The sequence below is a fragment of the Streptomyces sp. NA02950 genome (assembly GCF_013364155.1).
Classification (GTDB): domain Bacteria; phylum Actinomycetota; class Actinomycetes; order Streptomycetales; family Streptomycetaceae; genus Streptomyces.
Genome location: NZ_CP054916.1, coordinates 3,977,468 through 4,000,882, shown reverse-complemented (window position 1 = coordinate 4,000,882; position 23,415 = coordinate 3,977,468). Strand labels below are relative to the sequence as shown.

The following is a 23,415-nucleotide window of genomic DNA, read 5'->3' as shown; positions in this document are numbered from 1 at the left end:
GTTCCGGGCGGTCCATGGCGGGGCCCCGGCCGCCGGCCCCCCATACGAATACGGCGAAGGGCATCCCCCTCGGGGTCCTGGCCGGTTCGGTAAGACCACCTGAACCCATCCGCAAAGTGTGGATGCGTACAGAACCACTCCACAGGAGGACCCCAGTGGCGAAGGCGAAGTTCGAGCGGACTAAGCCGCACGTCAACATCGGCACCATCGGTCACATCGACCACGGTAAGACGACCCTTACCGCGGCGATCACCAAGGTGCTGCACGACGCGTACCCGGACCTGAACGAGGCCTCGGCCTTCGACCAGATCGACAAGGCTCCTGAGGAGCGCCAGCGCGGTATCACCATCTCCATCGCGCACGTCGAGTACCAGACCGAGTCGCGTCACTACGCGCACGTTGACTGCCCCGGTCACGCGGACTACATCAAGAACATGATCACCGGTGCCGCGCAGATGGACGGCGCCATCCTCGTGGTCGCCGCCACCGACGGCCCGATGCCGCAGACCAAGGAGCACGTGCTCCTGGCCCGCCAGGTCGGCGTGCCGTACATCGTTGTCGCCCTGAACAAGGCCGACATGGTGGACGACGAGGAGATCCTGGAGCTCGTCGAGCTCGAGGTCCGTGAGCTGCTCTCCGAGTACGAGTTCCCGGGCGACGAGGTTCCGGTCGTCAAGGTCTCGGCGCTCAAGGCGCTCGAGGGCGACGCCGAGTGGGGCAAGTCCGTCCTCGACCTGATGAAGGCCGTCGACGAGTCGATCCCGCAGCCGGAGCGCGACGTCGACAAGCCGTTCCTGATGCCGATCGAGGACGTCTTCACCATCACCGGCCGCGGTACGGTCGTCACCGGCCGTATCGAGCGCGGTGTGCTGAAGGTCAACGAGAACGTCGACATCATCGGCATCAAGCAGGAGAAGACCTCGACCACCGTCACCGGTATCGAGATGTTCCGCAAGCTGCTCGACGAGGGCCAGGCCGGTGAGAACGTCGGTCTGCTGCTCCGCGGCATCAAGCGCGAGGACGTCGAGCGCGGCCAGGTCATCATCAAGCCGGGCTCGGTCACCCCGCACACCGAGTTCGAGGCCCAGGCCTACATCCTGTCCAAGGACGAGGGTGGCCGCCACACGCCGTTCTTCAACAACTACCGTCCGCAGTTCTACTTCCGTACCACGGACGTGACGGGCGTTGTGACCCTCCCCGAGGGCACCGAGATGGTCATGCCGGGCGACAACACCGAGATGTCGGTCCAGCTGATCCAGCCGGTCGCCATGGAGGAGGGCCTGAAGTTCGCCATCCGTGAGGGTGGCCGGACCGTCGGCGCCGGTCAGGTCACCAAGATCAACAAGTGACCTGACGCTCCCCGGAGCATTCGGAGCCCCACCTGCCGGAGACGGCGGGTGGGGCTCCGTCGGTATGCCCGGCATGGGCGATTGCTTGGGGGTGGAAGTCCCCTGGGGGAAGAGGTGGTGCTAACCCCGAGCCGGAGGCAACGGCGTCATCGTGAGGTGGGGTCGGGAGGAAGCCCGAGGCGAGACCTGGGCACTGAGGAACACGAACCGTGTATGAGGCGTGCTGGTCGGGTGAGCCCGCCGACGAGGGTGAAGCCCGTCACTGCCAAGAAGGCCAGTGCGTAAACGCGGCAGCGGTCCAGGGACAGTGATCGTTCTTATCCGGGGAGGTCTGTCCGGGTGTCGGTTGTGCTGAGGTGCCGCCGCGCCGACGGTCCGCACTGGAAGGTGCGGGCTGACCGGGCAGAAGTCAGCAGAGGTCGTAGTACCAGCCGGGGTGGCCGTGAGTGCGGCGGGCTGGGAAGGGCCGAACATCGAGTGGAACGGGTGATGTGATGTCTGCTCGTGCCGGGCACGATGACCGCAGCAAGTCCGCGTCAGTGGTGCCGTCCGGGGAGGGACCGGTGCATTCCGGCGATGTCCTGGCGGAGCGTAGTGTCCGGTCGGCGCGTCTCACGGAAGACGTTCACCGCGAACAGGAACCCGCCTTGTGGGAGTTGATGCTCTCGAAGGAGAACCTGCTCGCGGCGCTCAACCGCGTCGAAGCGAACCGGGGGGCTCCCGGGGTGGACGGGATGACCACGGCGGAGCTTCGTCCGTGGTTGCTGGTGCACTGGCCCGTTGTCCGGGCTGAGCTCGATGCGGGCACTTACCGGCCGGCGCCGGTCCGTCAGGTGATCATCCCGAAGCCTGGCGGCGGTGAGCGGATGCTGGGGGTGCCGCGGGTGCTGGACCGCTTGATCCAGCAGGCTATCGCGCAAGTGCTCGTGCCCGTTTTCGACCCGCAGTTTTCGGGGTCGTCCTTCGGGTTCCGTCCCGGCCGGTCCGCTCATCAGGCGGTCAGGGTCGCGAGGCGGGCGATCGAGGACGGCCACCGGTGGGTCGTGGACCTTGATCTGGACCGGTTCTTCGACCGGGTTCAGCACGATGTCCTGATGGCGCGGGTCGCGCGGAAAGTCAGTGACCGCAGGGTCTTGAAGTTGATCCGCAGGTACCTGGAAGCCGGGATCATGGTGGACGGCGTGAAGATGCCGAGTGCGGAGGGAACCCCGCAGGGGTCGCCGCTTTCGCCCGTCTTGTCGAACGTCATGCTCGACGACCTGGACCGGGAGCTGTTCAGGCGCGGTCACCGGTTCGTGCGTTACGCCGACGATGTGCGCGTCTTCGTGCGGAGCGAACGGGCCGCCCACAGGGTGCTTGCCTCGGTCACGGCCGTGGTCGAGCAGCGGTTGAAACTGAAGGTCAACCGGGAGAAGTCAAGAGTTGTCCGAGCGTCCGCCGCCATGCTGCTGGGGTTCGGCTTCTACTTCACCCGGAACGGGGTCAGGATCCGGATTGACCCGAAGGCGCTGGCGCGCTGGAAGGCGAAGATCCGGGAGCTGACCTCACGCCGGTGGAGCATCGCGATGGACGAACGGATCGCGAAGATCGACCGGTTCATGACCGGGTGGATGGGCTACTTCCGGATCTCGGATGCCTCCAGGGCGTTCCGGGACCTGGACGAGTGGTTCCGCCGCAGGATGCGGCAGATCCGCTGGAAGGAATGGAAGCGTCCCAGGACGCGCCAGGCCATGCTGCGAAAGCTCGGCATCAGCGAGCGGCTCTCCCGTGAATGGGGAGGCACCAGCAAGGGCTACTGGCGGGTCGCGGGGTCTCCCGTCCTTGCGCGGGCACTGCCCAATGCCTACTGGGACGATCTTGGTCTGCGCACGCTCAAGCCGACCTGGCAACGGTTGAGATCAGCTGGATGAACCGCCGGATGCGTGGCCCGCATGTCCGGTGGTGTGAGAGGAGGGACGGGCGACCCGTCCCTCCTACTCGATTATGTGGGGCTCGGCCGTATGTGGGTACCCGGGACCCACATCGAAGCTGAGTTCGACCCTCGGGAGCGAACAGATGACGACCAATAGCAAGATCGCTGTAGCGGTCGCGGGAGGCTATCTCCTCGGGCGTACGAAGAAGGCGAAGCTGGCCTTCGGGCTCGGAATGATGCTGGCCGGGAAGAAGATCAGTCTCGATCCGCAGCAGCTGGCGAAGGCCCTCGCCGACTCCCCGCTGCTCAGCGGATTGAACGCACAGGCGCGCAAGGAGCTGGTCGACGCCGCCAAGGCGGCCGCGACCAAGGCCGTGACCAACCGGGCCAACGATCTCGCCGACTCCCTCCACGACCGCACCCTCAGCCTGCGCGGCGAGCGGGAGGAGGAACCCGCCGAGGACGAGGACGGTGCCGAGGCGGAGGGCGAGACCGAGGACGAGGGCGGGGAGGAGGCCGAGGAGGAGCGCGAGCGGGCCCCGAAGGCGCGCCGCACGGCCCCCGCCAAGAAGGCGGCCAAGGCACCGGCCAAGAAGACCACGTCACAGGCGGCGTCGAAGGCTCCGGCGAAGAACGCGAAGACAGCGGCCAAGGCTCCCGCCCGCCGGACCCGGAAGACCGCTTCCTCCTCCGCCGCCAGGACGCAGAAGACCTCGGGAGGCCGCCGTGGCTGACACGCTGGGCAAGCTGAAGGACGACATCACCAGGAACCCGGCCACCGACCGCCTCAAGGACGAGCTCCAGAGCTATCTCCGGGCCCGGGCCACCCATGCGCTCACCGGTCTGAGCGGCGGGCTGAGCGGCGGTCTGGCCAAGGGCACCGAGGCGCTGGCGCAGGGGAAGTCACCGGGCCAGGCCGTGCTGAAGGCCGGCACCGCACAGCTCAAGGACACCCTCAAGGAGAAGGTCAAGGGGATCTTCGGCAAGGGCCGCGGCAAGAGCGGTGGCGGCAAGTCGAAGAGCGTGACGATCGTCGAGGACATCGACGTCGGGGTGCCGGTCCGCGAGGCGTACGACCAGTGGACCCAGTTCCAGGAGTTCAGCACCTTCGCCAAGGGCGTCGTCAGCGTCGAGCAGAGCGACGAGCTGAACAGCAACTGGAAGGTGAAGGTCGCCAAGTCCACCCGCAGCTGGCGGGCGAACGTCACCGAGCAGGTGCCCGACGAACGGATCACCTGGACCACCGAGGGCGCCAAGGGCACCGTCAAGGGCGTGGTCACCTTCCACGCGCTCGGCGACAACCTCACCAGGGTGCTGCTGGTCCTGGAGTACTTCCCGAAGGGGCTCTTCGAGAAGACCGGCAACATCTGGCGCGCCCAGGGCCGTCGGGCCCGGCTCGACCTCAAGCTCTACCGCAAGTTCATCATGATGCGCGGCGAGGCCACGGACGGCTGGCGCGGCGAGATCCGGGACGGTGAGGTGGTCACGGACCACGAGACCGCCATGGAGGAGGAAGAGCGCGCGGAGGCCGGGGGAGAGGCCGATGAGCCGGAGGACGCGTACGAGGACGAGCCCCTCGACGAGGACGAGGACGAGGCGGAGGGCGAGTACGAGGACGAGCCCGCCGAGGAGGAGGACGGGTACGAGGAGGAGCTCGAACCCGGCGAGGAAGACGAGGACGAACACACCGAGCCCCTCGACGAGGACGAACACACCGAGCCCCTCGACGAGGACGAACACACCGAGCCCCTCGACGAGGACGAAGACGCCGAGCCCGGCTACGACGACGAGCAGGCCGAGGCGGAGGCCGAGGAACGGGAGCCCGCCCGCCGCTGATCCCGCGCTCTCCCCGGGGCCGCCCCGCGCGGGCCCCGGGGAGCGCTTGTGTCCGCGGCCACGGCGGCTACGGCGCTACGCCCGCGATGTCGGGCGCGGACGCCAGATCCACGGAGTGGCGTCGGGCGCCATCCCGACCACGGCCACTCCCTTGCGCCCCTCCGGCAGCAGCGCCGGGGTGCCCACCGGTATCAGCCGCCCGGGCGCCCGCAGCGGCCGGGCGCGCGGCCCCGTGCCGTACTGGATCTGGACCTCGCCGTCGAGGTCGCGGCCGAGCAGCACCGTCGTCCTGGCCTTGCGGCGGCCGACGGGTGCGGCCACGGTGTGTGCGGCGACCGGTCCGTAGCCCGCGAAGTGCCGCACGGTGACCCCGGGCCCGCCGCCGAGGCGGTGCACGCCGGGTGCGGTGGCCGTGGGGGTGCGGTAGACCAGCGAGAGCGAGCCGTCCGGGGCCACCGCGGCGCCCGGCTGGTCGCCGGGGCGCGGCAGTCCGCTCGGCGGCAGCAGGGTCACCGGACCGTCGGCGCGCTGCTGGCCCCAGTGGTGAACGGTGTCGCGGCCCGCGGCGACGACGTGGACGCGTCCCTCGCCGTCCAGGGCGGCGGTCAGCCCGTCCTGGATCTCACCGCCGCCGAGCCGCTGCCAGGGACCCCAGCGGCCCACCACGTCCCGTACCCGGGTGGCCAGGCCCTTCTCCGCGGTCCGTACGAACAGGTGGATCCGTCCGTCCGGGGCGGCGACCGCCACCGGGCAGCCGGTGCGGCGCCCGCGCTCGGGGTCCGAGTCGGGGGTGCCGAGCCCGGTCCAGGCGCGGAACGGCCCGTCGGGGCGGCGCTGCTCCAGCACCACGATCTCCCGCAGCCCGGTCGAGCCCTGGCCGCCCAGCGACGCGAACCGCAGCGCGATCAGCAGCTGCCGCCCCCGGGCGTCGCGCACCGCGCACAGCGCGGGCGCCAGCGGACCGCCGCCGAGCCCCTGCGGCGCGCCGAACCGCCCGCTCCCGGCCGAGGTCTCGCGCCAGCGCACGGCCTGGGTGCCCAGGACGCCGTAGGCGACGAGCCGGCCCTCGCGGTCGGTGGTGGGGGTGGGCAGGGCGCCGGAGTAGCGGTGGTGGGTGGAGCGGATCCAGCCCTTGCGGTTCCTCAGCGGGCGCTTTCCGCCCTGGCTGTAGTCACCGCAGCCCGCCGTGTTGCCGCACTCCCACTCCGGGGAGCCGCCGTAGGACTTGATCACACGGGCCTTGTCGGCCAGGACGGCGGGCGGCAGATTGTGCGGCCAGCGCTGGCTGTAGTAGCCGCGGAACGCGATGGTGGTGAAGCGCGGCGCGTGCTTGTCGCGGCGGGTGCTGTCCGCGACCCACTGGGTGATCGCCTTCCAGGTGAACAGGGCCACCGGGGTGTGGTCGCGGTGGTCGGAGCAGCCCGGCTGGTCGTTGTCCTTGGGGTGCAGCGCGTCATGCGCCTGGAAGTCGGGGTCCGGGTCGAGGGTGTGGATCAGCGTGGGCCGGTAGCGGTGCATGATCTCTGCGAGCACGTCGACCAGCGTCTGGTGGACGTAGGAGCTGGGGTGCGTCACGCGTGAGCCGGTGGCCAGCAGGGTGCGCATCACGGTGCCCGGGGTGTTCCACAGGGCGGGGATCCGTACTCCGCCCTCCGAGAGCATGGCGATGTTGAGGAAGATCAGCCGGACGCTGCGGGCGCCGTTGGTGAGGACGTTGGTCTCGGCGGTGACCCCGCCGGGCAGCCGCAGCACCGAGCGCTTCCACTCGGCGAACTGGCGCAGCCCCAGCATCTGCGCGTACGCCTGGCGCAGCCCCTGGTGGCGGGCGGCGGAGTAGTCGGCCTTGTCCGGTGCCGGAACGGGCCGCCCGGCCACGTAGTTGATGCCGCGCGCCTCGCCCGCGGTGACGTAGACGCTGACCACGGGGACTGCGGAGCTCAGCGCATGCTCGGCGTCCGGGTTCATGAAGTACAGGTCGTCATCGGGGTGGGCCAGGACCTGGAGCAGCAGCGCGCCCTTGTCGCCCGAGGCCGAGGTGAACGGCTCGGCCGCGCCTGGCTTGGTCGGGCGGGCCGGTACGGCGGGCTCTGCGGAGGGCCGGCCGGACCGGGCGACGCACCCGGCGGCGCCGACGGCGGTGGCGGCGGTCAGGGCCGCCAGCGAGGCCAGTGCCTGCCTGCGCGTGCTGCCGGACGGAATCCATGGACTGTTCAATTTGGTGACCCTGTCACTTGGGCAGCCCGTTATCCGCGGCTGCTCTCACGTAGAAGGGGACGGTTTGCGATCTTCAGAGGTTGACCGCTGACCGGAAGGTCTTGGTCACAGAACGGACAACACCCCGGACTCCGGCGTTCAGTTGCCGCCTCCGCCGCCTTCATCTCGCGTTCGTTTCCGCGGATTACGTTCTTGGCGCCTCATACGGGGGGCTCGTCGTGGACACACTGGGGGACAGATGACGTTCGAGGAGGAGTGGGCGCAGCTCAAGGCGGCCGCGCACGCATCGCCGGCATCCACGGGGACACGGCTGAACTCGTCCGGGGGCGGCTGCGGGCCGGGGGCCCGGCCGAAGCTCCATGTGACGGCCTCCGTACTGCGCAAGCGCGCGGGCAAGGCCGAGACGGTACGGGGACAGTTCCTCACCGCGGACGACGAGGTCATGACCGAGACCGGCCAGGTCAGCGGCAGCCTCACGGGCTTCGCCACCGACAAGGCCATCGACACCTTCCTGGAGCGCTGGAAGGACCAGATGGCCTATGTGAAGGGGCAGTTCAGCAGCACCGCGTCCGCTCTGCGCACCGCCGCCGACGCCTTCACCCACGAGGACAGCAAGCAGGCCCAGGGCTACCGCGTGGACCGGGGGAAGCAATCGTGAGCGAGCAGCTCGGCTACACCGATGTGAAGAACGCGAACCTCACCCCGCTCCGCGAGGCCGTCACCAAGTGGAGCCAGGCGCCGGGGAAGTTCCAGCAGATCGACACCAACTTCGGCACCGATGTCACCAAGGGGCTGGCCCACTCCGACTGGCAGGGCGAGGCGGCCGACGCGGCCTGGCGCACGCTGCGCGCGGTGCGGCGGCAGATCCTGGCGGCGGCCGAGGAGGCCCGCCGGGTGCACAACGTGATGAAGCAGGGGCTGGAGAAGTTCACCTCGGCCAAGAGCACTCTGGACGCCATCGAGAAGGAACTCGAGGGCCACGAGTATCTGAAGCTCAACAAGCACGACGGCTCGGTCTACCTCGATCTGCCCGACGACCAGGAGAAGAACCGCGCCGCGATGACCAAGTCCTACCAGGACACCTTCGCCGGCTACCGCGAGCGCACCCGCAAGGCGCTGGAGCTGGCGGGGGAGGCGGACAGCGCCCTGGTCCAGGCCCTGACCGCGGATGTCAACGGCGAGAAGCGCGGCTTCAACGACCACGCCTACAACAGCCTGGACCAGGCCCGTGAGGCGACCGCGAAGGACCTGAAGAAGGCCATCGAGCTGGCCGGTACCGAGAACGGCCGGCTGTCGTCCACCCAGCTGGCCCAGCTGTCGGTGCTGATGGCCCGGCACAGCCAGGCCCCCGAGTTCGCCGAGCGGTTCGCCACCAAGCTGAAGGCGGATGGCACCCTCAAGCTCTGGTACAACGCGACGCATCCGCACAACCCGCTGTACCCCGATACCGACATCGACGACAAGGCGTGGTGGAAGTCGGCGAAGAGCCTCCAGCGGAGCCTGGGAATGACCCTGGCCACCGCCTCCCACGTGGACACCCCCGCCATGGCGGCGTGGAAGGACGAGATGATCCGCCTGGGCCCGTCGCGGCTGGATGACTCCGGCGGGCGCACCCACCCCTTCGGCTTCCAGATCATGAGCAATCTGATGCGCACCGGGACGTACGACAAGGACTTCCTGAACGCGTACGGCGGCAAGCTGGTGGCCTGGGACAAGAAGAACAACACCGAGAAGGGCTTCCCCTACTGGACGCTCACGGGTGAGAACGACACGCTGAATGTGATCGGCCGCCACGGCGACACCGGCATGGACGCGATGACCGGCTTCCTGGAAGGGCTCGGCCACAACCCGGAGGCGTCCACCGAGTTCTTCCGAAAGCCCGAGGACGGCGGGCTCAATCCCCGCTTCGAGTACCTCACCCAGGACCGCAACTGGATCTTCGACGGCAACACCAGGGGCGGCCCCCGCGACCTCCCGGGCCATGAGGCCCTCGGCCACGCCCTGACCGCGGCGACGACCGGCTACTCCTGGGACGCGGAGGAGGTCACGGGCAAGGACCCGGAGATCTTCCGGCACGGCGGCGACCGGCGCACCGCGTCTACGGCGGATGTGATGGAGCAGGTCGTCGCCGTCTACGGGGGCAAGGAGGGTCCCCGGCTGCTGCACGACCAGCCGGCGATGGCGGCGAGCCTGGGGCGTATGGGCGGGGCGTACGTGGACGACCTGAACTACTACATGTCGGGTGTGGGGGAGGACGGGAGGGACGGCAAGACCTTCCCCCCGGCCTATGAGGGGCGTGCCGACTTCAAACGCGAGGGGTCCCTGAACTTCCTCAGCGTGCTCGGCCACAACAAGACGTCCCATGGCCTGATGAACCAGGCCGAGCATCTCTACACGCTCAGCCAGATCGCCGCGCACCCACCGGCCGACGGGGCCGGGAACTACACCCGCGGCAGCAACGCGCTCCTGACCGAGGCCGAGGTCCGAGGCGTCCTCGACCAGTCCCGCGCCGCGCAGATCGAGGCGACGTACGCACATGACAGCGCGGAGGCGCAGAAGGCGTTCCAGGAGTCCTCGAACTGGACCAGGGTCGGGTACAGCGCCAGCGCGCCGGCGGTGAGCCAGGGGATCGTCAGCGTGGTGGGCAAGGCAGGCCCCTGGGGGCTGATCGTGCCCGTCGCGATGGGCGCGGGCCAGGAGTTCGCGAAGGTCTTCCACAATGATGCCGTCTTCGGTGGCCCGGACGCGCCGAAGCCCCCGGATTCATCCGGATTCTTCAAAACCGGTGAGAACCAGTTGGGGAAGACCATGGGCACCTACTTTGGAGGGCATGGACCCAGCGGGGAATCGGACCGGCTGCTGGGCAATGAAATCAAGGAGAACTACTACGGAAGCGGCGCGGGCGCGGGGCAGTACCGGGGTCTGAAGCCGTATACGGGGTGAGGCGTTGCGCGATCATCGGAGAGTTCTGCCGGGGGTGGCGCTGTGCGCGGCGCTGACGCTGACCTCCTGCACCGGCGAAGGGAAGGGGCCGGAGGAGAAGGAGCGGACTGACAGCGTCCCCGTCGCCAAGCTGTGCGCATCATCTCTGGATGTGGGTGCACGACAGGCACTCGACGTCCTGAGCCGTGACAACACATTCAAAAACCTCCAGGAATCCACCTTCCGGAAAGCGGCTTCGCTTATTTCCCGCGAAAAGAAAATGGTCTACGAGCCCCTGTGCCGTGTCTATAGCCCGAACAGCTCTGTGGCCTTTCCCCTCTTTCAGGTCAAATTCGTCAAGTACGATACGCCAAGGGAGTGGCCTGACCGGCTCAGTCCGGAGGGGAACTATTACCGGGTGGGCGCCTACGGTGCGTCATCCAGGCTGGGCGCAGAGATCACCTTCCGCTGCACCGGAGGCATCCGTCAGAAGGGCGGGTCCCCCTTTGTGGTGGGTGACCTGCTGATGTCGCCCACCGAAGCCCACGCGGACCTGCCGGGCGCCAAGAAGGGACAAGCGGGCATGGCCATTCTCATGTCCGTGACCCGGGTCATGGCCGAGGAGCTGGGCTGCCTGAAGGAGGCCGGTATCCCGGCGGGACCCGCGCACCCCCTGCCCCCGACCGAGTACCGGAGGCCGCCCCATTCCCGGAAGGACTGGCGCTGGTGGTGGCGGAACGACGGCCAGTCCGCGATCGGCGCCGCCGCCGTGGCGCACGACACGCGGGGGCGCTCGGCCGGGTTTGAGCGCTCCCGCGCGGGGGGTATGCTTCCGCGCTCCTGATTGGCGTCCGGAGCAGCCGCTATGGCACACTAGCCAGGTTGCTCGGTTGCGTGCCGATGCTGCGCGCCTCCCGCCGGGAGGACTGGAAGCGAGTCCCGCAGTACTCGTCGTCCCTGCTCAGGGGCGGAAGTACGGGAATCTTCCGGGAAGTGTCAGCGGGGCCCCAGCCAGGCGCCCGGTGGGTGACTTTCTCCCCCAGCAAACCCCTTCATGAGGGATCTCTCCTGTGGAGATCTACAAGAGGGGGCGCGACACGCCCGACCGCGTGGGTCGGGAGTGGGGTGGGAGGGAGCCGTGTACGCCACCGGGTCCCAGAGCGTTACGAGAGACAGGACTACGAAGTAGCCATGGCGGGACAGAAGATCCGCATCCGGCTCAAGGCCTACGACCACGAGGTCATCGACTCCTCGGCGAAGAAGATCGTCGAGACGGTGACCCGCACTGGTGCGTCGGTCGCGGGCCCGGTGCCGCTGCCCACAGAGAAGAACGTGTACTGCGTCATCAAGTCGCCGCACAAGTACAAGGACTCGCGCGAGCACTTCGAGATGCGTACGCACAAGCGCCTCATCGACATCCTCGACCCCACGCCGAAGACCGTCGACTCGCTCATGCGTCTCGACCTGCCGGCTGGCGTCGACATCGAGATCAAGCTCTGAGGTGACGCGCGAGATGGCTAAGCAGATCAAGGGCGTCCTGGGCGAGAAGCTCGGCATGACGCAGGTGTGGGACGAGAACAACCGCGTCGTCCCGGTCACCGTCGTCAAGGCCGGTCCCTGCGTCGTGACCCAGGTCCGTACCGACGACGCGGACGGCTACAACGCCGTCCAGATCGCCTTCGGCGAGATCGACCCGCGCAAGGTGAACAAGCCCCTCAAGGGCCACTTCGCCAAGGCCGACGTCACCCCGCGCCGCCACCTGGTGGAGCTGCGTACCGCTGACGCCGGCGAGTACACGCTCGGCCAGGAGGTCACCGCCGAGGTGTTCGAGTCCGGTGTGAAGGTCGATGTGACCGGCACCAGCAAGGGCAAGGGCACCGCCGGTGTCATGAAGCGCCACGGCTTCGCCGGCCTCGGCGCCGGCCACGGCACCCAGCGCAAGCACCGCTCGCCGGGCTCCATCGGTGGCTGCGCCACCCCGGGCCGCGTGTTCAAGGGCCTGCGCATGGCCGGCCGCATGGGCAACGAGCGGGTCACCACCCAGAACCTGACCGTCCACGCCGTTGACGCGGAGAAGGGCCTGCTCCTGATCAAGGGAGCGGTTCCTGGTCCGAACGGCGGCCTCGTCCTGGTCCGTACCGCGGCCAAGGGGGCCTGAGGTAAGCCGATGAGTACTCCAAGCAGCATTGACATCCTTTCGCCGGCCGGCGACAAGACCGGGACCGTCGAGCTCCCCGCGGAGATCTTCGACGCGCAGGTCAGCATTCCGCTGATCCACCAGGTCGTCGTCGCGCAGCTGGCCGCTGCCCGCCAGGGCACGCACAAGACCAAGACCCGCGGCGAGGTCCGTGGCGGTGGCAAGAAGCCGTACCGCCAGAAGGGCACCGGCCGCGCCCGCCAGGGCTCGACCCGCGCGCCGCAGTTCGCCGGCGGTGGCGTCGTGCACGGCCCCGTGCCGCGCGACTACAGCCAGCGCACCCCGAAGAAGATGAAGGCCGCCGCCCTGCGCGGTGCCCTCTCCGACCGGGCGCGCCACAGCCGCATCCACGTGGTGAGCGGTGTGGTCGACGGCGACATCTCCACCAAGGCCGCGAAGACCCTGCTGGGCAAGATCAGCGAGCGCAAGAACGTGCTCCTGGTCGCCGAGCGGAGCGACGAGGCCGCGTGGCTGTCCGCCCGCAACCTGCCCCAGGTGCACCTCCTGGAGCCGGGCCAGCTGAACACGTACGACGTGCTCGTCTCCGATGACGTGGTCTTCACCAAGGCCGCCTTCGAGTCCTTCGTGGCTGGTCCCAAGGCCGCTGAGAAGACCGAAGGGAGCGCCGCCTGATGAGTGAGGCGACCGCTGTCACCAGCAAGACCTTCACGGACCCCCGCGACGTTCTCGTCAAGCCGGTGGTCTCGGAGAAGAGCTACGCGCTGCTCGACGAGAACAAGTACACGTTCATCGTCGCGCCCGGCGCCAACAAGACCCAGATCAAGCAGGCCGTCGAGGCGGTCTTCTCGGTCAAGGTCACCGGGGTCAACACGATCAACCGGCAGGGCAAGCGCAAGCGCACCCGCACCGGCTACGGCAAGCGCAAGGACACCAAGCGCGCCATCGTGACCCTCGCCGAGGGCGACCGCATCGACATCTTCGGCGGTCCGGTCTCCTGACGGAGATCGGAACGTCCAGAAGTCCGGAATCTTCCGAGGACTGAGAAATGGGTATCCGCAAGTACAAGCCGACGACCCCGGGCCGTCGTGGCTCCAGCGTCGCCGACTTCGTCGAGATCACGCGGTCCACGCCGGAGAAGTCGCTGGTCCGCCCGCTGCACAGCAAGGGTGGTCGTAACAACGCCGGCCGCATCACGGTCCGCCACCAGGGTGGCGGTCACAAGCGTGCGTACCGCGTGATCGACTTCCGCCGTCATGACAAGGACGGCGTCCCGGCGAAGGTCGCACACATCGAATACGACCCCAACCGCACCGCGCGTATCGCGCTGCTGCACTACGCCGACGGCGAGAAGCGCTACATCCTCGCGCCGCGCGGCCTGTCGCAGGGCGCCCGGATCGAGAACGGCCCCGGTGCCGACATCAAGCCCGGCAACAACCTGGCGCTGCGCAACATCCCGGTCGGTACCACGATCCACGCCATCGAGCTGCGGCCCGGCGGCGGCGCGAAGTTCGCCCGCTCCGCGGGTGCCTCCGTGCAGCTGCTGGCGAAGGAGGGCTCCATGGCCCACCTTCGTATGCCGTCCGGTGAGATCCGCCTGGTCGACGTCCGCTGCCGCGCCACCGTCGGCGAGGTCGGCAACGCCGAGCAGTCGAACATCAACTGGGGCAAGGCCGGCCGCATGCGCTGGAAGGGCGTCCGCCCGACCGTTCGTGGTGTGGTCATGAACCCCGTCGACCACCCGCACGGCGGTGGTGAGGGCAAGACCTCCGGTGGTCGCCACCCGGTCTCGCCCTGGGGTCAGAAGGAGGGCCGTACGCGCTCGCCGAAGAAGGCCAGCAACAAGTACATCGTCCGCCGCCGCAAGACGAACAAGAAGCGCTAGGAGCGGGTTTAGATGCCGCGCAGTCTCAAGAAGGGGCCCTTCGTCGACGACCACCTGAGCAAGAAGGTGGATGTCCAGAACGAAGCCGGCACCAAGAACGTCATCAAGACCTGGTCCCGCCGCTCGATGATCGTCCCGGCCATGCTCGGCCACACGATCGCGGTGCACGACGGCCGCAAGCACGTCCCGGTGTTCGTCACCGAGTCGATGGTCGGCCACAAGCTCGGCGAGTTCGCGCCGACCCGCACCTTCCGCGGCCATGAGAAGGACGACCGCAAGTCGCGTCGTCGCTGATCAGCGGAGAGCGAAGACTATGACTGACACCGAAGGGACAACCATGGAAGCCAGGGCCCAGGCGCGGTACATCCGCGTCACGCCCATGAAGGCCCGCCGCGTGGTGGACCTCATCCGTGGCATGAGCGCCACGGAGGCTCAGGCGGTCCTGCGTTTCGCCCCGCAGGCCGCGAGCGTGCCGGTCGGCAAGGTGCTGGACAGCGCCATCGCCAACGCCGCGCACAACTACGACCACACCGACGCCGACAGCCTCGTCATCTCCGAGGCCTATGTCGACGAGGGCCCGACCCTGAAGCGGTTCCGTCCGCGCGCCCAGGGCCGCGCCTACCGGATCCGCAAGCGGACCAGCCACATCACCGTGGTCGTCAGCAGCAAGGAAGGAACCCGGTAATGGGCCAGAAGGTTAACCCGCACGGGTTCCGGCTCGGCATCACCACGGACTTCAAGTCCCGGTGGTACGCCGACAAGCTGTACAAGGACTACGTCAAGGAAGACGTCGCCATCCGCCGGATGATGACGAAGGGCATGGAGCGCGCCGGTATCTCCAAGGTGGAGATCGAGCGCACCCGTGACCGCGTCCGCGTCGACATCCACACCGCCCGGCCGGGCATCGTCATCGGCCGCCGCGGCGCGGAGGCCGACCGTATCCGCGGCGAGCTGGAGAAGCTCACCGGCAAGCAGGTGCAGCTGAACATCCTCGAGGTCAAGAACCCCGAGGTGGACGCTCAGCTGGTGGCCCAGGCCGTCGCCGAGCAGCTCTCCTCCCGCGTCTCCTTCCGTCGTGCGATGCGCAAGTCGATGCAGAGCTCGATGAAGGCCGGTGCCAAGGGCATCAAGATCCAGTGCGGTGGCCGTCTCGGCGGCGCCGAGATGTCCCGCTCGGAGTTCTACCGCGAGGGCCGGGTGCCCCTGCACACGCTCCGCGCGAACGTCGACTACGGCTTCTTCGAGGCCAAGACCACCTTCGGCCGCATCGGCGTCAAGGTGTGGATCTACAAGGGCGACGTGAAGAACATCGCCGAGGTCCGCGCCGAGAACGCCGCCGCCCGCGCCGGCAACCGCCCGTCGCGCGGTGGCAGCGACCGCCCGCAGCGCCGCGGTGGCGAGCGCGGTGGCCGCGGCCGCAAGCCGCAGCAGCAGCAGAGCGCCCCCGCAGCCGAGGCCCCCAAGGCCGAGGCCGCTGCCGCTCCGGCTGCTGAGAGCACCGGAACGGAGGCCTGACCGACATGCTGATCCCTCGCAGGGTCAAGCACCGCAAGCAGCACCACCCCAAGCGGTCCGGCATGGCCAAGGGCGGTACGGAGCTGGCGTTCGGCGAGTACGGCATCCAGGCCGTCACCCCGGCGTACGTCACCAACCGTCAGATCGAGGCCGCTCGTATCGCGATGACCCGCCACATCAAGCGTGGCGGCAAGGTCTGGATCAACATCTACCCGGACCGTCCGCTGACGAAGAAGCCTGCTGAGACCCGCATGGGTTCCGGTAAGGGTTCGCCGGAGTGGTGGGTCGCGAACGTCAAGCCCGGTCGGGTGATGTTCGAGCTGTCCTACCCGAACGAGAAGACTGCGCGTGAGGCGCTCACCCGCGCTGCTCACAAGCTCCCGATGAAGTGCCGGATCGTGCGGCGCGAGGCAGGTGAGTCGTGATGGCGGCCGGTACCAAGGCGTCCGAGCTGCGTGAGCTGAACAACGAGGACCTCGTTGCCAAGCTGCGTGAGGCCAAGGAAGAGCTGTTCAACCTCCGCTTCCAGGCGGCGACCGGACAGCTCGAGAACCACGGCCGGCTGAAGGCCGTCCGCAAGGACATCGCCCGGATCTACACCCTGATGCGGGAGCGCGAGCTCGGCATCGAGACGGTGGAGAGCGCCTGATGAGCGAGACGAATGTGACTGAGAAGGCAACGCAGAACCGCGGCTTCCGCAAGACGCGTGAGGGTCTGGTCGTCAGCGACAAGATGGACAAGACCGTCGTCGTCGCTGTTGAGGACCGCGTCAAGCACGCGCTGTACGGCAAGGTCATCCGCCGTACCAACAAGCTCAAGGCGCACGACGAGCAGAACGCCGCGGGTGTCGGCGACCGCGTCCTCCTGATGGAGACCCGGCCGCTGTCCGCGACCAAGCGCTGGCGCGTCGTCGAGATCCTCGAGAAGGCCAAGTAATTCCTGAAGGCAGCAGCCTTCTGGACAGTTCCGCCAGGCTCGGCAGGGGCTCGACCTATCGAGCCCCCGCCGGGAACCGGCAGACGATCAGGAGATAGACGTGATCCAGCAGGAGTCGCGACTGCGCGTCGCCGACAACACGGGCGCGAAGGAAATCCTTTGCATCCGTGTTCTCGGTGGCTCCGGTCGCCGCTACGCGGGCATCGGTGACGTCATCGTCGCCACCGTCAAGGACGCGATCCCCGGTGGCAACGTGAAGAAGGGTGACGTCGTCAAGGCGGTCATCGTGCGCACCGTCAAGGAGCGCCGCCGCCCGGACGGTTCGTACATCCGTTTCGACGAGAACGCGGCCGTCATCCTCAAGAACGATGGCGACCCCCGCGGCACCCGTATCTTCGGCCCCGTGGGCCGTGAGCTGCGCGAGAAGAAGTTCATGAAGATCATCTCGCTCGCGCCGGAGGTGCTGTAACCGATGAAGATCAAGAAGGGCGACCTGGTCCAGGTCATCACCGGTAAGGACAAGGGCAAGCAGGGCAAGGTCATCGCGGCCTTCCCCCGCGAGGACCGTGTTCTGGTCGAGGGTGTCAACCGGGTCAAGAAGCACACCAAGGCCGGACAGACCGCTCGTGGTTCGAAGACCGGCGGCATCGTGACGACCGAGGCCCCGATCCACGTGAGCAATGTGCAGCTCGTGGTGGAGAAGGACGGCAACAAGGTCGTCACCCGCGTCGGATACCGCTTCGACGACGAGGGCAACAAGATCCGCGTTGCCAAGCGGACCGGTGAGGACATCTGATGACTGCCACCACCACTGCACCGCGTCTCAAGACGCGCTACCGCGAAGAGATCCAGGGCAAGCTGCGCGAGCAGTTCTCCTACGAGAACGTCATGCAGATCCCGGGTCTCACCAAGGTCGTGGTCAACATGGGTGTGGGCGACGCCGCCCGCGACTCCAAGCTGATCGAGGGCGCCATCCGCGACCTCACCACGATCACCGGCCAGAAGCCCGCCGTCACCAAGGCCCGTAAGTCCATCGCGCAGTTCAAGCTGCGTGAGGGCCAGCCGATCGGTGCCCACGTCACCCTCCGCGGTGACCGCATGTGGGAGTTCCTGGACCGCCTGGTCTCGCTCGCGCTGCCGCGCATCCGCGACTTCCGTGGTCTGTCGCCGAAGCAGTTCGACGGCCGGGGCAACTACACCTTCGGTCTCACGGAGCAGGTCATGTTCCACGAGATCGACCAGGACAAGATCGACCGCGTCCGGGGTATGGACATCACCGTGGTGACCACGGCGACCAACGACGAAGAGGGCCGGGCCCTGCTGCGTCACCTCGGCTTCCCGTTCAAGGAGGCGTGAGCCGTGGCGAAGAAGGCTCTTATTGCCAAGGCCGCCCGCAAGCCCAAGTTCGGCGTGCGTGGGTACACCCGCTGCCAGCGCTGCGGCCGTCCGCACTCCGTGTACCGCAAGTTCGGCCTGTGCCGCGTGTGCCTTCGTGAGATGGCTCACCGCGGAGAGCTGCCGGGCGTGACCAAGAGCTCCTGGTAACAGCCCACCCGTCTCCCACCACCGCCCTCAACGGGCGCCCTGGCGGGCGACAGGTTTGCATTCTGGGCTGGTACCGGACTCTCGGTAAGCAATAAGGATGGCGGGCCCCGCTCTTTCACTCCCGTAGAGTGGAAGGGTTGGGCGCCCGCCGCCCTGAATCCTTACTACGCCGTAGGTCCCCGCGCCGCACCCGTGCCCACCGTGAGTGGGTGAGAGGGATGGCGCAGATAGGAAACCCCGGCGAGAGAGGCCGAAGGCCATCATGACCATGACCGATCCGATCGCAGACATGCTGACGCGTCTGCGAAACGCGAACTCGGCGTACCACGACTCCGTCGTGATGCCGCACAGCAAGATCAAGTCGCACATCGCGGAGATCCTCCAGCAGGAGGGCTACATCACCGGCTGGAAGGTCGAGGACGCCGAGGTCGGCAAGAACCTCACCCTCGAGCTGAAGTTCGGTCCGAACCGCGAGCGCTCGATCGCCGGCATCAAGCGGATTTCGAAGCCGGGCCTGCGGGTCTACGCAAAGTCCACCAACCTGCCGAAGGTGCTCGGCGGCCTGGGCGTGGCGATCATCTCCACGTCGCACGGGCTCCTCACCGACAAGCAGGCCGGCAAGAAGGGCGTGGGTGGGGAAGTCCTCGCCTACGTCTGGTAACAGGGAACGGAGGAAAGAAGTCAATGTCGCGCATTGGCAAGCTGCCCATCCAGGTTCCCGCTGGTGTGGACGTCACCATCGATGGCCGCACGGTCGCCGTGAAGGGTCCCAAGGGCTCTCTCTCGCACACCGTCGCCGCGCCGATCGAGGTCGCCCGGGGTGAGGACAACAACCTCGTTGTCACCCGCCCGAACGACGAGCGTCAGAACAAGGCCCTGCACGGCCTGTCCCGCACGCTGGTGGCGAACATGATCATCGGCGTGACCCAGGGCTACAGCAAGGCGCTCGAGATCAGTGGTGTCGGCTACCGCGTCCAGGCGAAGGGCTCCAACCTGGAGTTCGCGCTGGGCTACAGCCACCCGATCCTGGTCGAGGCCCCGGAGGGCATCACCTTCAAGGTGGAGTCCCCGACCAAGCTGAGCGTCGAGGGCATCGACAAGCAGAAGGTCGGCGAGGTCGCCGCGAACATCCGCAAGCTGCGCCGCCCGGACCCGTACAAGGCCAAGGGCGTCAAGTACGCGGGCGAGGTCATCCGCCGCAAGGTCGGAAAGGCTGGTAAGTAAAGCCATGGCATACGGTGTGAAGATCGCCAAGGGCAACGCCCGCAAGGCTGCCGCCGTCAAGCGCCGCCACATCCGCGTCCGCAAGCGGATCTCCGGTACGCCGGAGCGTCCCCGCCTGGTCGTGACGCGGTCCAACCGCCACATGGTGGCGCAGGTCATCGACGACATCGCGGGCCACACGCTGGCCTCGGCGTCGACCCTGGACACCTCCATCCGTGGTGGCGAGGGCGACAAGAGCGCGCAGGCGAAGCAGGTCGGCGCCCTGGTCGCCGAGCGGGCGAAGGCCGCGGGCGTCGAGGCCGTTGTATTCGACCGCGGTGGCAACCAGTACGCCGGGCGGATCGCCGCTCTGGCGGACGCCGCCCGCGAGGCCGGGCTGAAGTTCTGAGCCCCGGTTCCAACGCAAAGCGGAAACGAGAGAGGTAAATCCAATGGCTGGACCCCAGCGCCGCGGTGGCGGCGCCGGTGGCGGCGAGCGGCGGGACCGGAAGGACCGGCGGGACGGTGGCGCTGCCGCCGAGAAGACCGCTTACGTCGAGCGTGTTGTCGCGATCAACCGCGTCGCCAAGGTTGTGAAGGGTGGTCGTCGCTTCAGCTTCACCGCGCTGGTCGTGGTGGGCGACGGTGACGGCACCGTGGGTGTCGGTTACGGCAAGGCCAAGGAGGTGCCGGCCGCGATCGCCAAGGGCGTGGAGGAGGCCAAGAAGCACTTCTTCAAGGTCCCCCGGATCGCCGGCACCATTCCCCACCCGATCCAGGGTGAGGAGGCCGCGGGTGTGGTGCTGCTCAAGCCGGCGTCGCCCGGTACCGGTGTGATCGCCGGTGGCCCGGTGCGTGCCGTGCTGGAGTGCGCGGGCATCCACGACGTGCTGAGCAAGTCGCTCGGCTCCTCGAACCCGATCAACATCGTGCACGCCACGGTGGCCGCTCTGCAGGGCCTTCAGCGCCCCGAGGAGATCGCCGCCCGCCGTGGTCTGCCCCTCGAGGACGTCGCCCCCGCCGCTCTGCTGCGGGCGCGTGCCGGGGTGGGTGTGTGAGCATGGCCCGCCTGAAGATCACGCAGACGAAGTCGTACATCGGCAGCAAGCAGAACCACCGCGACACGCTGCGTTCGCTCGGGCTGAAGAAGCTCGGCGACGTGGTTGTCAAGGAGGACCGCCCCGAGTTCCGCGGCATGGCGCAGACCGTGCGGCACCTCGTGACGGTCGAGGAGGTCGACTGAGATGGCGGAGAACAACCCGCTGAAGGTCCACAACCTCCGGCCCGCCCCGGGCGCCAAGACCGCCAAGACCCGTGTCGGTCGTGGTGAGGCGTCCAAGGGTAAGACCGCTGGTCGTGGCACCAAGGGCACCAAGGCCCGCTACCAGGTTCCGGAGCGCTTCGAGGGCGGGCAGATGCCCCTCCACATGCGTCTCCCGAAGCTCAAGGGCTTCAAGAACCCCTTCCGCACCGAGTACCAGGTCGTGAACCTGGACAAGCTGGCCGCGCTCTACCCGCAGGGTGGCGAGGTCACGGTGGCCGACCTGGTCGCCAAGGGTGCGGTTCGCAAGAACCAGCTCGTCAAGGTGCTGGGCACCGGTGAGCTCTCGGTGGCGCTCCAGGTGACGGTCGACGCCGTCTCCGGTTCCGCCAAGGAGAAGATCACCGCTGCCGGCGGCACTGTCACCGAGCTCGTCTGAGCACGGTGCACAACTGGCCGGGGATGCCCCAGATCTGGGGCATCCCCGGTTGGTCGTTCCAAGGGGAGCCAGGTCGCCGGTAAGGTGGCGTGCGTTGTTACCTTCCGCGCGGTACGTCTCCGTGCGGGTCCTGGCTGATAAGTATTCGTCGATCCTCAAGACCGTCACCTCTCGCGCATGCACGCGGGGGGCGCAGGAGGCACCGTGCTCACCGCGTTCGCCCGAGCGTTCAAGACGCCCGACCTGCGCAAGAAGCTGCTGTTCACGCTGGGCATCATCGTGCTCTTCCGGCTCGGACAACATGTCCCACTGCCGGGCATCGAATACAAGAACGTCCAGACGTGTATGGATCTGGCCAAGGGCCAGCAGGGTCTCTTCGGCCTGGTCAACATGCTCAGCGGCGGCGCGCTGCTTCAGATCACCATCTTCGCACTAGGGATCATGCCGTACATCACGGCGAGCATCATCCTTCAGCTGCTGACGGTGGTGATCCCGCGTCTCGAGGCCCTGAAGAAGGAGGGCCAGGCCGGCCAGGCGAAGATCACGCAGTACACCCGGTATCTGACCGTGGCCCTCGCCGTCCTCCAGGGCACCGGCCTGGTGGCCACCGCCCGCAGCGGCCAGCTCTTCCAGAGCTGCCCGGTCGGCAACCAGATCGTCCGTGACGACACGATCTTCACCACCGCCGTGATGGTCATCACGATGACCGCCGGTACCGCGCTGATCATGTGGCTCGGTGAGCTGATCACCGACCGCGGCATCGGCAACGGCATGTCGATCCTGATGTTCATCTCGATCGCCGCCGCCTTCCCCGGCTCCATGTGGAGCATCAAGCAGCAGGGCAAGATCCTCGACGGCTGGCTGGAGTTCGGCCTGGTCATCGCCTGTGGTCTGGCCATGGTCGGCCTGGTGGTCTTCGTCGAGCAGGCACAGCGCCGGATCCCGGTGCAGTACGCCAAGCGCATGATCGGCCGTCGCTCGTACGGCGGTACGTCCACCTACATTCCGGTGAAGGTCAACCAGGCGGGTGTGGTCCCCGTGATCTTTGCCTCATCGCTGCTCTACATCCCGGCGCTTATTGTTCAGTTCAGTCAGTCAAAATCGGGCTGGGCGAACTGGATCTCGCAGAACTTCGTCAAGGGCGACCACCCCATCTACATCGCCACGTACTTCCTGCTGATCGTCTTCTTCGCCTTCTTCTACGTCGCCATCAGCTTCAACCCCGAAGAAGTTGCCGACAACATGAAGAAGTATGGTGGGTTCATCCCGGGTATTCGGGCTGGTCGTCCCACTGCGGAGTATCTGAGCTACGTGCTGAATCGCATCACGTGGCCCGGCGCGCTCTACCTGGGGTTGATCGCCCTTGTGCCCACGGTGGCACTGGTGACGCTCAAGGCCAATCAGAACTTCCCGTTCGGTGGCACGAGCATCCTGATCATCGTGGGTGTCGGCCTGGAGACCGTGAAGCAGATCGAGAGCCAGCTTCAGCAGCGACACTACGAAGGGTTCCTCCGCTGATGCGAATCGTCCTCGTCGGGCCTCCTGGAGCCGGCAAGGGTACGCAGGCCGCGTACCTGGCCGAGAACCTGTCGATCCCGCACATCTCCACGGGCGACCTGTTCCGTGCCAACATCAGCCAGGGCACACCGCTCGGCAAGCAGGCACAGGAGTACATGCGGGCCGGCCAGCTGGTCCCGGACGAGGTCACCATCGGCATGGCCGAGGACCGGATGGGTCAGCAGGACGCCGCGGGCGGCTTCCTGCTCGACGGCTTCCCCCGGAACCTGGCCCAGGCCGAGGCCCTGGACGGCTATCTGCGGGAGCACGACCTCTCGGTGGACGCCGTGCTGGACCTGGAGGTCCCCGAGGCCGAGGTGGTCAAGCGCATCGCCGGTCGCCGTACCTGCCGCAACGACAGCGCGCACACCTTCCATGTGGAGTACAAGCAGCCCGAGGCCGAGGGTGTGTGCGACGAGTGCGGCGGTGAGCTGTACCAGCGCGAGGACGACAGCGAGGAGACCGTCCGCAAGCGGCTGGAGGTCTACCACCGCGAGACGGAGCCGATCATCGACTACTACAAGGCCAAGGGCCTGGTCGTGACGATCTCGGCGCTCGGCAAGGTCAACGAGGTCACCCAGCGGGCCATGGACGCCCTGGCCGCCAAGGCGGCCTGAAGCAAGACGTGCCGGTCACGGCCGCGATGCCCATCAGGGCGTCGCGGCCGTACTGTTGCAAAGACGACG

Annotated in this window: 31 protein-coding genes; 30 read left to right on the top strand and 1 reads right to left on the bottom strand. The window is 67.7% G+C overall.

Going from position 1 to position 23,415, the window contains the following annotated elements:
• The first annotated feature begins 155 nt into the window (after positions 1–155).
• From tuf to HUT19_RS17180, 4 genes are all read left to right on the top strand, one after another.
• Complete coding sequence (gene tuf, locus HUT19_RS17195; RefSeq protein ID WP_176181334.1) at positions 156–1,349, top strand: elongation factor Tu; 1,194 nt, start codon at positions 156–158, stop codon at positions 1,347–1,349.
• A gap of 659 nt (positions 1,350–2,008) precedes the next feature.
• The gene (gene ltrA, locus HUT19_RS17190) at positions 2,009–3,259 is read left to right on the top strand and encodes a group II intron reverse transcriptase/maturase (protein ID WP_217712253.1); all 1,251 of its coding nucleotides are present in this window, start codon (positions 2,009–2,011) and stop codon (positions 3,257–3,259) included.
• Between the two features lie 145 nt (positions 3,260–3,404).
• A complete protein-coding gene (locus HUT19_RS17185) occupies positions 3,405–3,995 on the top strand; it encodes a hypothetical protein (RefSeq protein ID WP_176181333.1) in 591 nt (196 codons plus the stop codon).
• Positions 3,988–5,097, top strand: coding sequence for an SRPBCC family protein (locus HUT19_RS17180; protein ID WP_176181332.1), 1,110 nt, complete (start codon positions 3,988–3,990; stop codon positions 5,095–5,097). Before HUT19_RS17185 ends, HUT19_RS17180 begins: the two co-directional genes overlap by 8 nt.
• Positions 5,098–5,172: 75 nt before the next feature.
• Here HUT19_RS17180 and HUT19_RS17175 read toward each other — a convergent pair whose 3' ends face one another.
• A complete protein-coding gene (locus tag HUT19_RS17175) occupies positions 5,173–7,311 on the bottom strand; it encodes a PIG-L family deacetylase (RefSeq protein ID WP_254885621.1) in 2,139 nt (712 codons plus the stop codon).
• Between the two features lie 238 nt (positions 7,312–7,549).
• On the opposite strand from HUT19_RS17175, the gene HUT19_RS17170 reads away from it, so the two are divergent.
• The 26 genes from HUT19_RS17170 to HUT19_RS17045 all read left to right on the top strand — a co-directional run bounded on the left by HUT19_RS17170 (position 7,550) and on the right by HUT19_RS17045 (position 23,346).
• Positions 7,550–7,969 carry a type VII secretion target gene (locus tag HUT19_RS17170; protein WP_176181331.1) on the top strand — a complete coding sequence of 140 codons (420 nt, stop codon included), beginning with the start codon at positions 7,550–7,552 and terminating at the stop codon, positions 7,967–7,969.
• The gene (locus tag HUT19_RS17165) at positions 7,966–10,254 is read left to right on the top strand and encodes a hypothetical protein (RefSeq protein WP_176181330.1); all 2,289 of its coding nucleotides are present in this window, start codon (positions 7,966–7,968) and stop codon (positions 10,252–10,254) included. Before HUT19_RS17170 ends, HUT19_RS17165 begins: the two co-directional genes overlap by 4 nt.
• Before the next feature lie 34 nt (positions 10,255–10,288).
• Positions 10,289–11,077, top strand: a complete 789-nt coding sequence (locus tag HUT19_RS17160) for a hypothetical protein (protein WP_176181329.1) — start codon at positions 10,289–10,291, stop codon at positions 11,075–11,077.
• Between the two features lie 347 nt (positions 11,078–11,424).
• Positions 11,425–11,733, top strand: coding sequence for a 30S ribosomal protein S10 (gene rpsJ / locus HUT19_RS17155; RefSeq protein WP_003948644.1), 309 nt, complete (start codon positions 11,425–11,427; stop codon positions 11,731–11,733).
• A 13-nt stretch (positions 11,734–11,746) separates the two neighbouring features.
• Positions 11,747–12,391 (top strand): 50S ribosomal protein L3, encoded by a 645-nt coding sequence (gene rplC / locus HUT19_RS17150; RefSeq protein ID WP_176181328.1) that lies wholly within the window; start codon positions 11,747–11,749, stop codon positions 12,389–12,391.
• A 9-nt stretch (positions 12,392–12,400) separates the two neighbouring features.
• The gene (rplD, locus tag HUT19_RS17145) at positions 12,401–13,063 is read left to right on the top strand and encodes a 50S ribosomal protein L4 (RefSeq protein WP_176181327.1); all 663 of its coding nucleotides are present in this window, start codon (positions 12,401–12,403) and stop codon (positions 13,061–13,063) included.
• The gene (gene rplW / locus HUT19_RS17140) at positions 13,063–13,389 is read left to right on the top strand and encodes a 50S ribosomal protein L23 (RefSeq protein WP_176181326.1); all 327 of its coding nucleotides are present in this window, start codon (positions 13,063–13,065) and stop codon (positions 13,387–13,389) included. The genes rplD and rplW overlap by 1 nt, the downstream gene beginning before the upstream one ends.
• 47 nt (positions 13,390–13,436) lie before the next feature.
• Positions 13,437–14,273 (top strand): 50S ribosomal protein L2, encoded by an 837-nt coding sequence (rplB, locus tag HUT19_RS17135; RefSeq protein WP_176181325.1) that lies wholly within the window; start codon positions 13,437–13,439, stop codon positions 14,271–14,273.
• Between the two features lie 12 nt (positions 14,274–14,285).
• Positions 14,286–14,567 carry a 30S ribosomal protein S19 gene (gene rpsS, locus HUT19_RS17130; RefSeq protein ID WP_014054167.1) on the top strand — a complete coding sequence of 94 codons (282 nt, stop codon included), beginning with the start codon at positions 14,286–14,288 and terminating at the stop codon, positions 14,565–14,567.
• A gap of 43 nt (positions 14,568–14,610) precedes the next feature.
• Complete coding sequence (gene rplV, locus HUT19_RS17125) at positions 14,611–14,958, top strand: 50S ribosomal protein L22 (RefSeq protein ID WP_014054168.1); 348 nt, start codon at positions 14,611–14,613, stop codon at positions 14,956–14,958.
• A complete protein-coding gene (gene rpsC / locus HUT19_RS17120) occupies positions 14,958–15,788 on the top strand; it encodes a 30S ribosomal protein S3 (RefSeq protein WP_176181324.1) in 831 nt (276 codons plus the stop codon). The genes rplV and rpsC overlap by 1 nt, the downstream gene beginning before the upstream one ends.
• A gap of 5 nt (positions 15,789–15,793) precedes the next feature.
• Positions 15,794–16,213, top strand: a complete 420-nt coding sequence (rplP, locus tag HUT19_RS17115; RefSeq protein ID WP_009715875.1) for a 50S ribosomal protein L16 — start codon at positions 15,794–15,796, stop codon at positions 16,211–16,213.
• The gene (gene rpmC, locus HUT19_RS17110; protein ID WP_065963002.1) at positions 16,213–16,437 is read left to right on the top strand and encodes a 50S ribosomal protein L29; all 225 of its coding nucleotides are present in this window, start codon (positions 16,213–16,215) and stop codon (positions 16,435–16,437) included. Before rplP ends, rpmC begins: the two co-directional genes overlap by 1 nt.
• The gene (gene rpsQ, locus HUT19_RS17105) at positions 16,437–16,724 is read left to right on the top strand and encodes a 30S ribosomal protein S17 (protein ID WP_176181323.1); all 288 of its coding nucleotides are present in this window, start codon (positions 16,437–16,439) and stop codon (positions 16,722–16,724) included. Before rpmC ends, rpsQ begins: the two co-directional genes overlap by 1 nt.
• Positions 16,725–16,824: 100 nt before the next feature.
• Positions 16,825–17,193 carry a 50S ribosomal protein L14 gene (gene rplN, locus HUT19_RS17100; RefSeq protein ID WP_003998823.1) on the top strand — a complete coding sequence of 123 codons (369 nt, stop codon included), beginning with the start codon at positions 16,825–16,827 and terminating at the stop codon, positions 17,191–17,193.
• Between the two features lie 3 nt (positions 17,194–17,196).
• Complete coding sequence (gene rplX, locus HUT19_RS17095) at positions 17,197–17,520, top strand: 50S ribosomal protein L24 (protein ID WP_014054173.1); 324 nt, start codon at positions 17,197–17,199, stop codon at positions 17,518–17,520.
• Positions 17,520–18,080, top strand: coding sequence for a 50S ribosomal protein L5 (gene rplE / locus HUT19_RS17090; RefSeq protein ID WP_176181322.1), 561 nt, complete (start codon positions 17,520–17,522; stop codon positions 18,078–18,080). Before rplX ends, rplE begins: the two co-directional genes overlap by 1 nt.
• Positions 18,081–18,083: 3 nt before the next feature.
• On the top strand, positions 18,084–18,269 hold the full coding sequence (locus tag HUT19_RS17085) for a type Z 30S ribosomal protein S14 (RefSeq protein WP_003948630.1): 186 nt from the start codon (positions 18,084–18,086) through the stop codon (positions 18,267–18,269).
• Between the two features lie 262 nt (positions 18,270–18,531).
• Complete coding sequence (rpsH, locus tag HUT19_RS17080; RefSeq protein WP_055556099.1) at positions 18,532–18,930, top strand: 30S ribosomal protein S8; 399 nt, start codon at positions 18,532–18,534, stop codon at positions 18,928–18,930.
• Between the two features lie 23 nt (positions 18,931–18,953).
• On the top strand, positions 18,954–19,493 hold the full coding sequence (gene rplF, locus HUT19_RS17075; RefSeq protein ID WP_176181321.1) for a 50S ribosomal protein L6: 540 nt from the start codon (positions 18,954–18,956) through the stop codon (positions 19,491–19,493).
• A 4-nt stretch (positions 19,494–19,497) separates the two neighbouring features.
• Complete coding sequence (gene rplR, locus HUT19_RS17070; RefSeq protein ID WP_176181320.1) at positions 19,498–19,881, top strand: 50S ribosomal protein L18; 384 nt, start codon at positions 19,498–19,500, stop codon at positions 19,879–19,881.
• 43 nt (positions 19,882–19,924) lie between these two features.
• Complete coding sequence (gene rpsE, locus HUT19_RS17065; RefSeq protein ID WP_030835127.1) at positions 19,925–20,530, top strand: 30S ribosomal protein S5; 606 nt, start codon at positions 19,925–19,927, stop codon at positions 20,528–20,530.
• A 2-nt stretch (positions 20,531–20,532) separates the two neighbouring features.
• A complete protein-coding gene (gene rpmD, locus HUT19_RS17060; protein ID WP_037952898.1) occupies positions 20,533–20,715 on the top strand; it encodes a 50S ribosomal protein L30 in 183 nt (60 codons plus the stop codon).
• A gap of 1 nt (position 20,716) precedes the next feature.
• On the top strand, positions 20,717–21,172 hold the full coding sequence (gene rplO, locus HUT19_RS17055) for a 50S ribosomal protein L15 (RefSeq protein WP_176181319.1): 456 nt from the start codon (positions 20,717–20,719) through the stop codon (positions 21,170–21,172).
• Between the two features lie 204 nt (positions 21,173–21,376).
• Entirely contained in the window at positions 21,377–22,690 is a 1,314-nt protein-coding gene (gene secY / locus HUT19_RS17050) for a preprotein translocase subunit SecY (protein ID WP_176181318.1), read from the top strand.
• Positions 22,690–23,346 carry an adenylate kinase gene (locus tag HUT19_RS17045; RefSeq protein ID WP_176181317.1) on the top strand — a complete coding sequence of 219 codons (657 nt, stop codon included), beginning with the start codon at positions 22,690–22,692 and terminating at the stop codon, positions 23,344–23,346. Before secY ends, HUT19_RS17045 begins: the two co-directional genes overlap by 1 nt.
• The last annotated feature ends 69 nt before the right edge of the window (positions 23,347–23,415 follow it).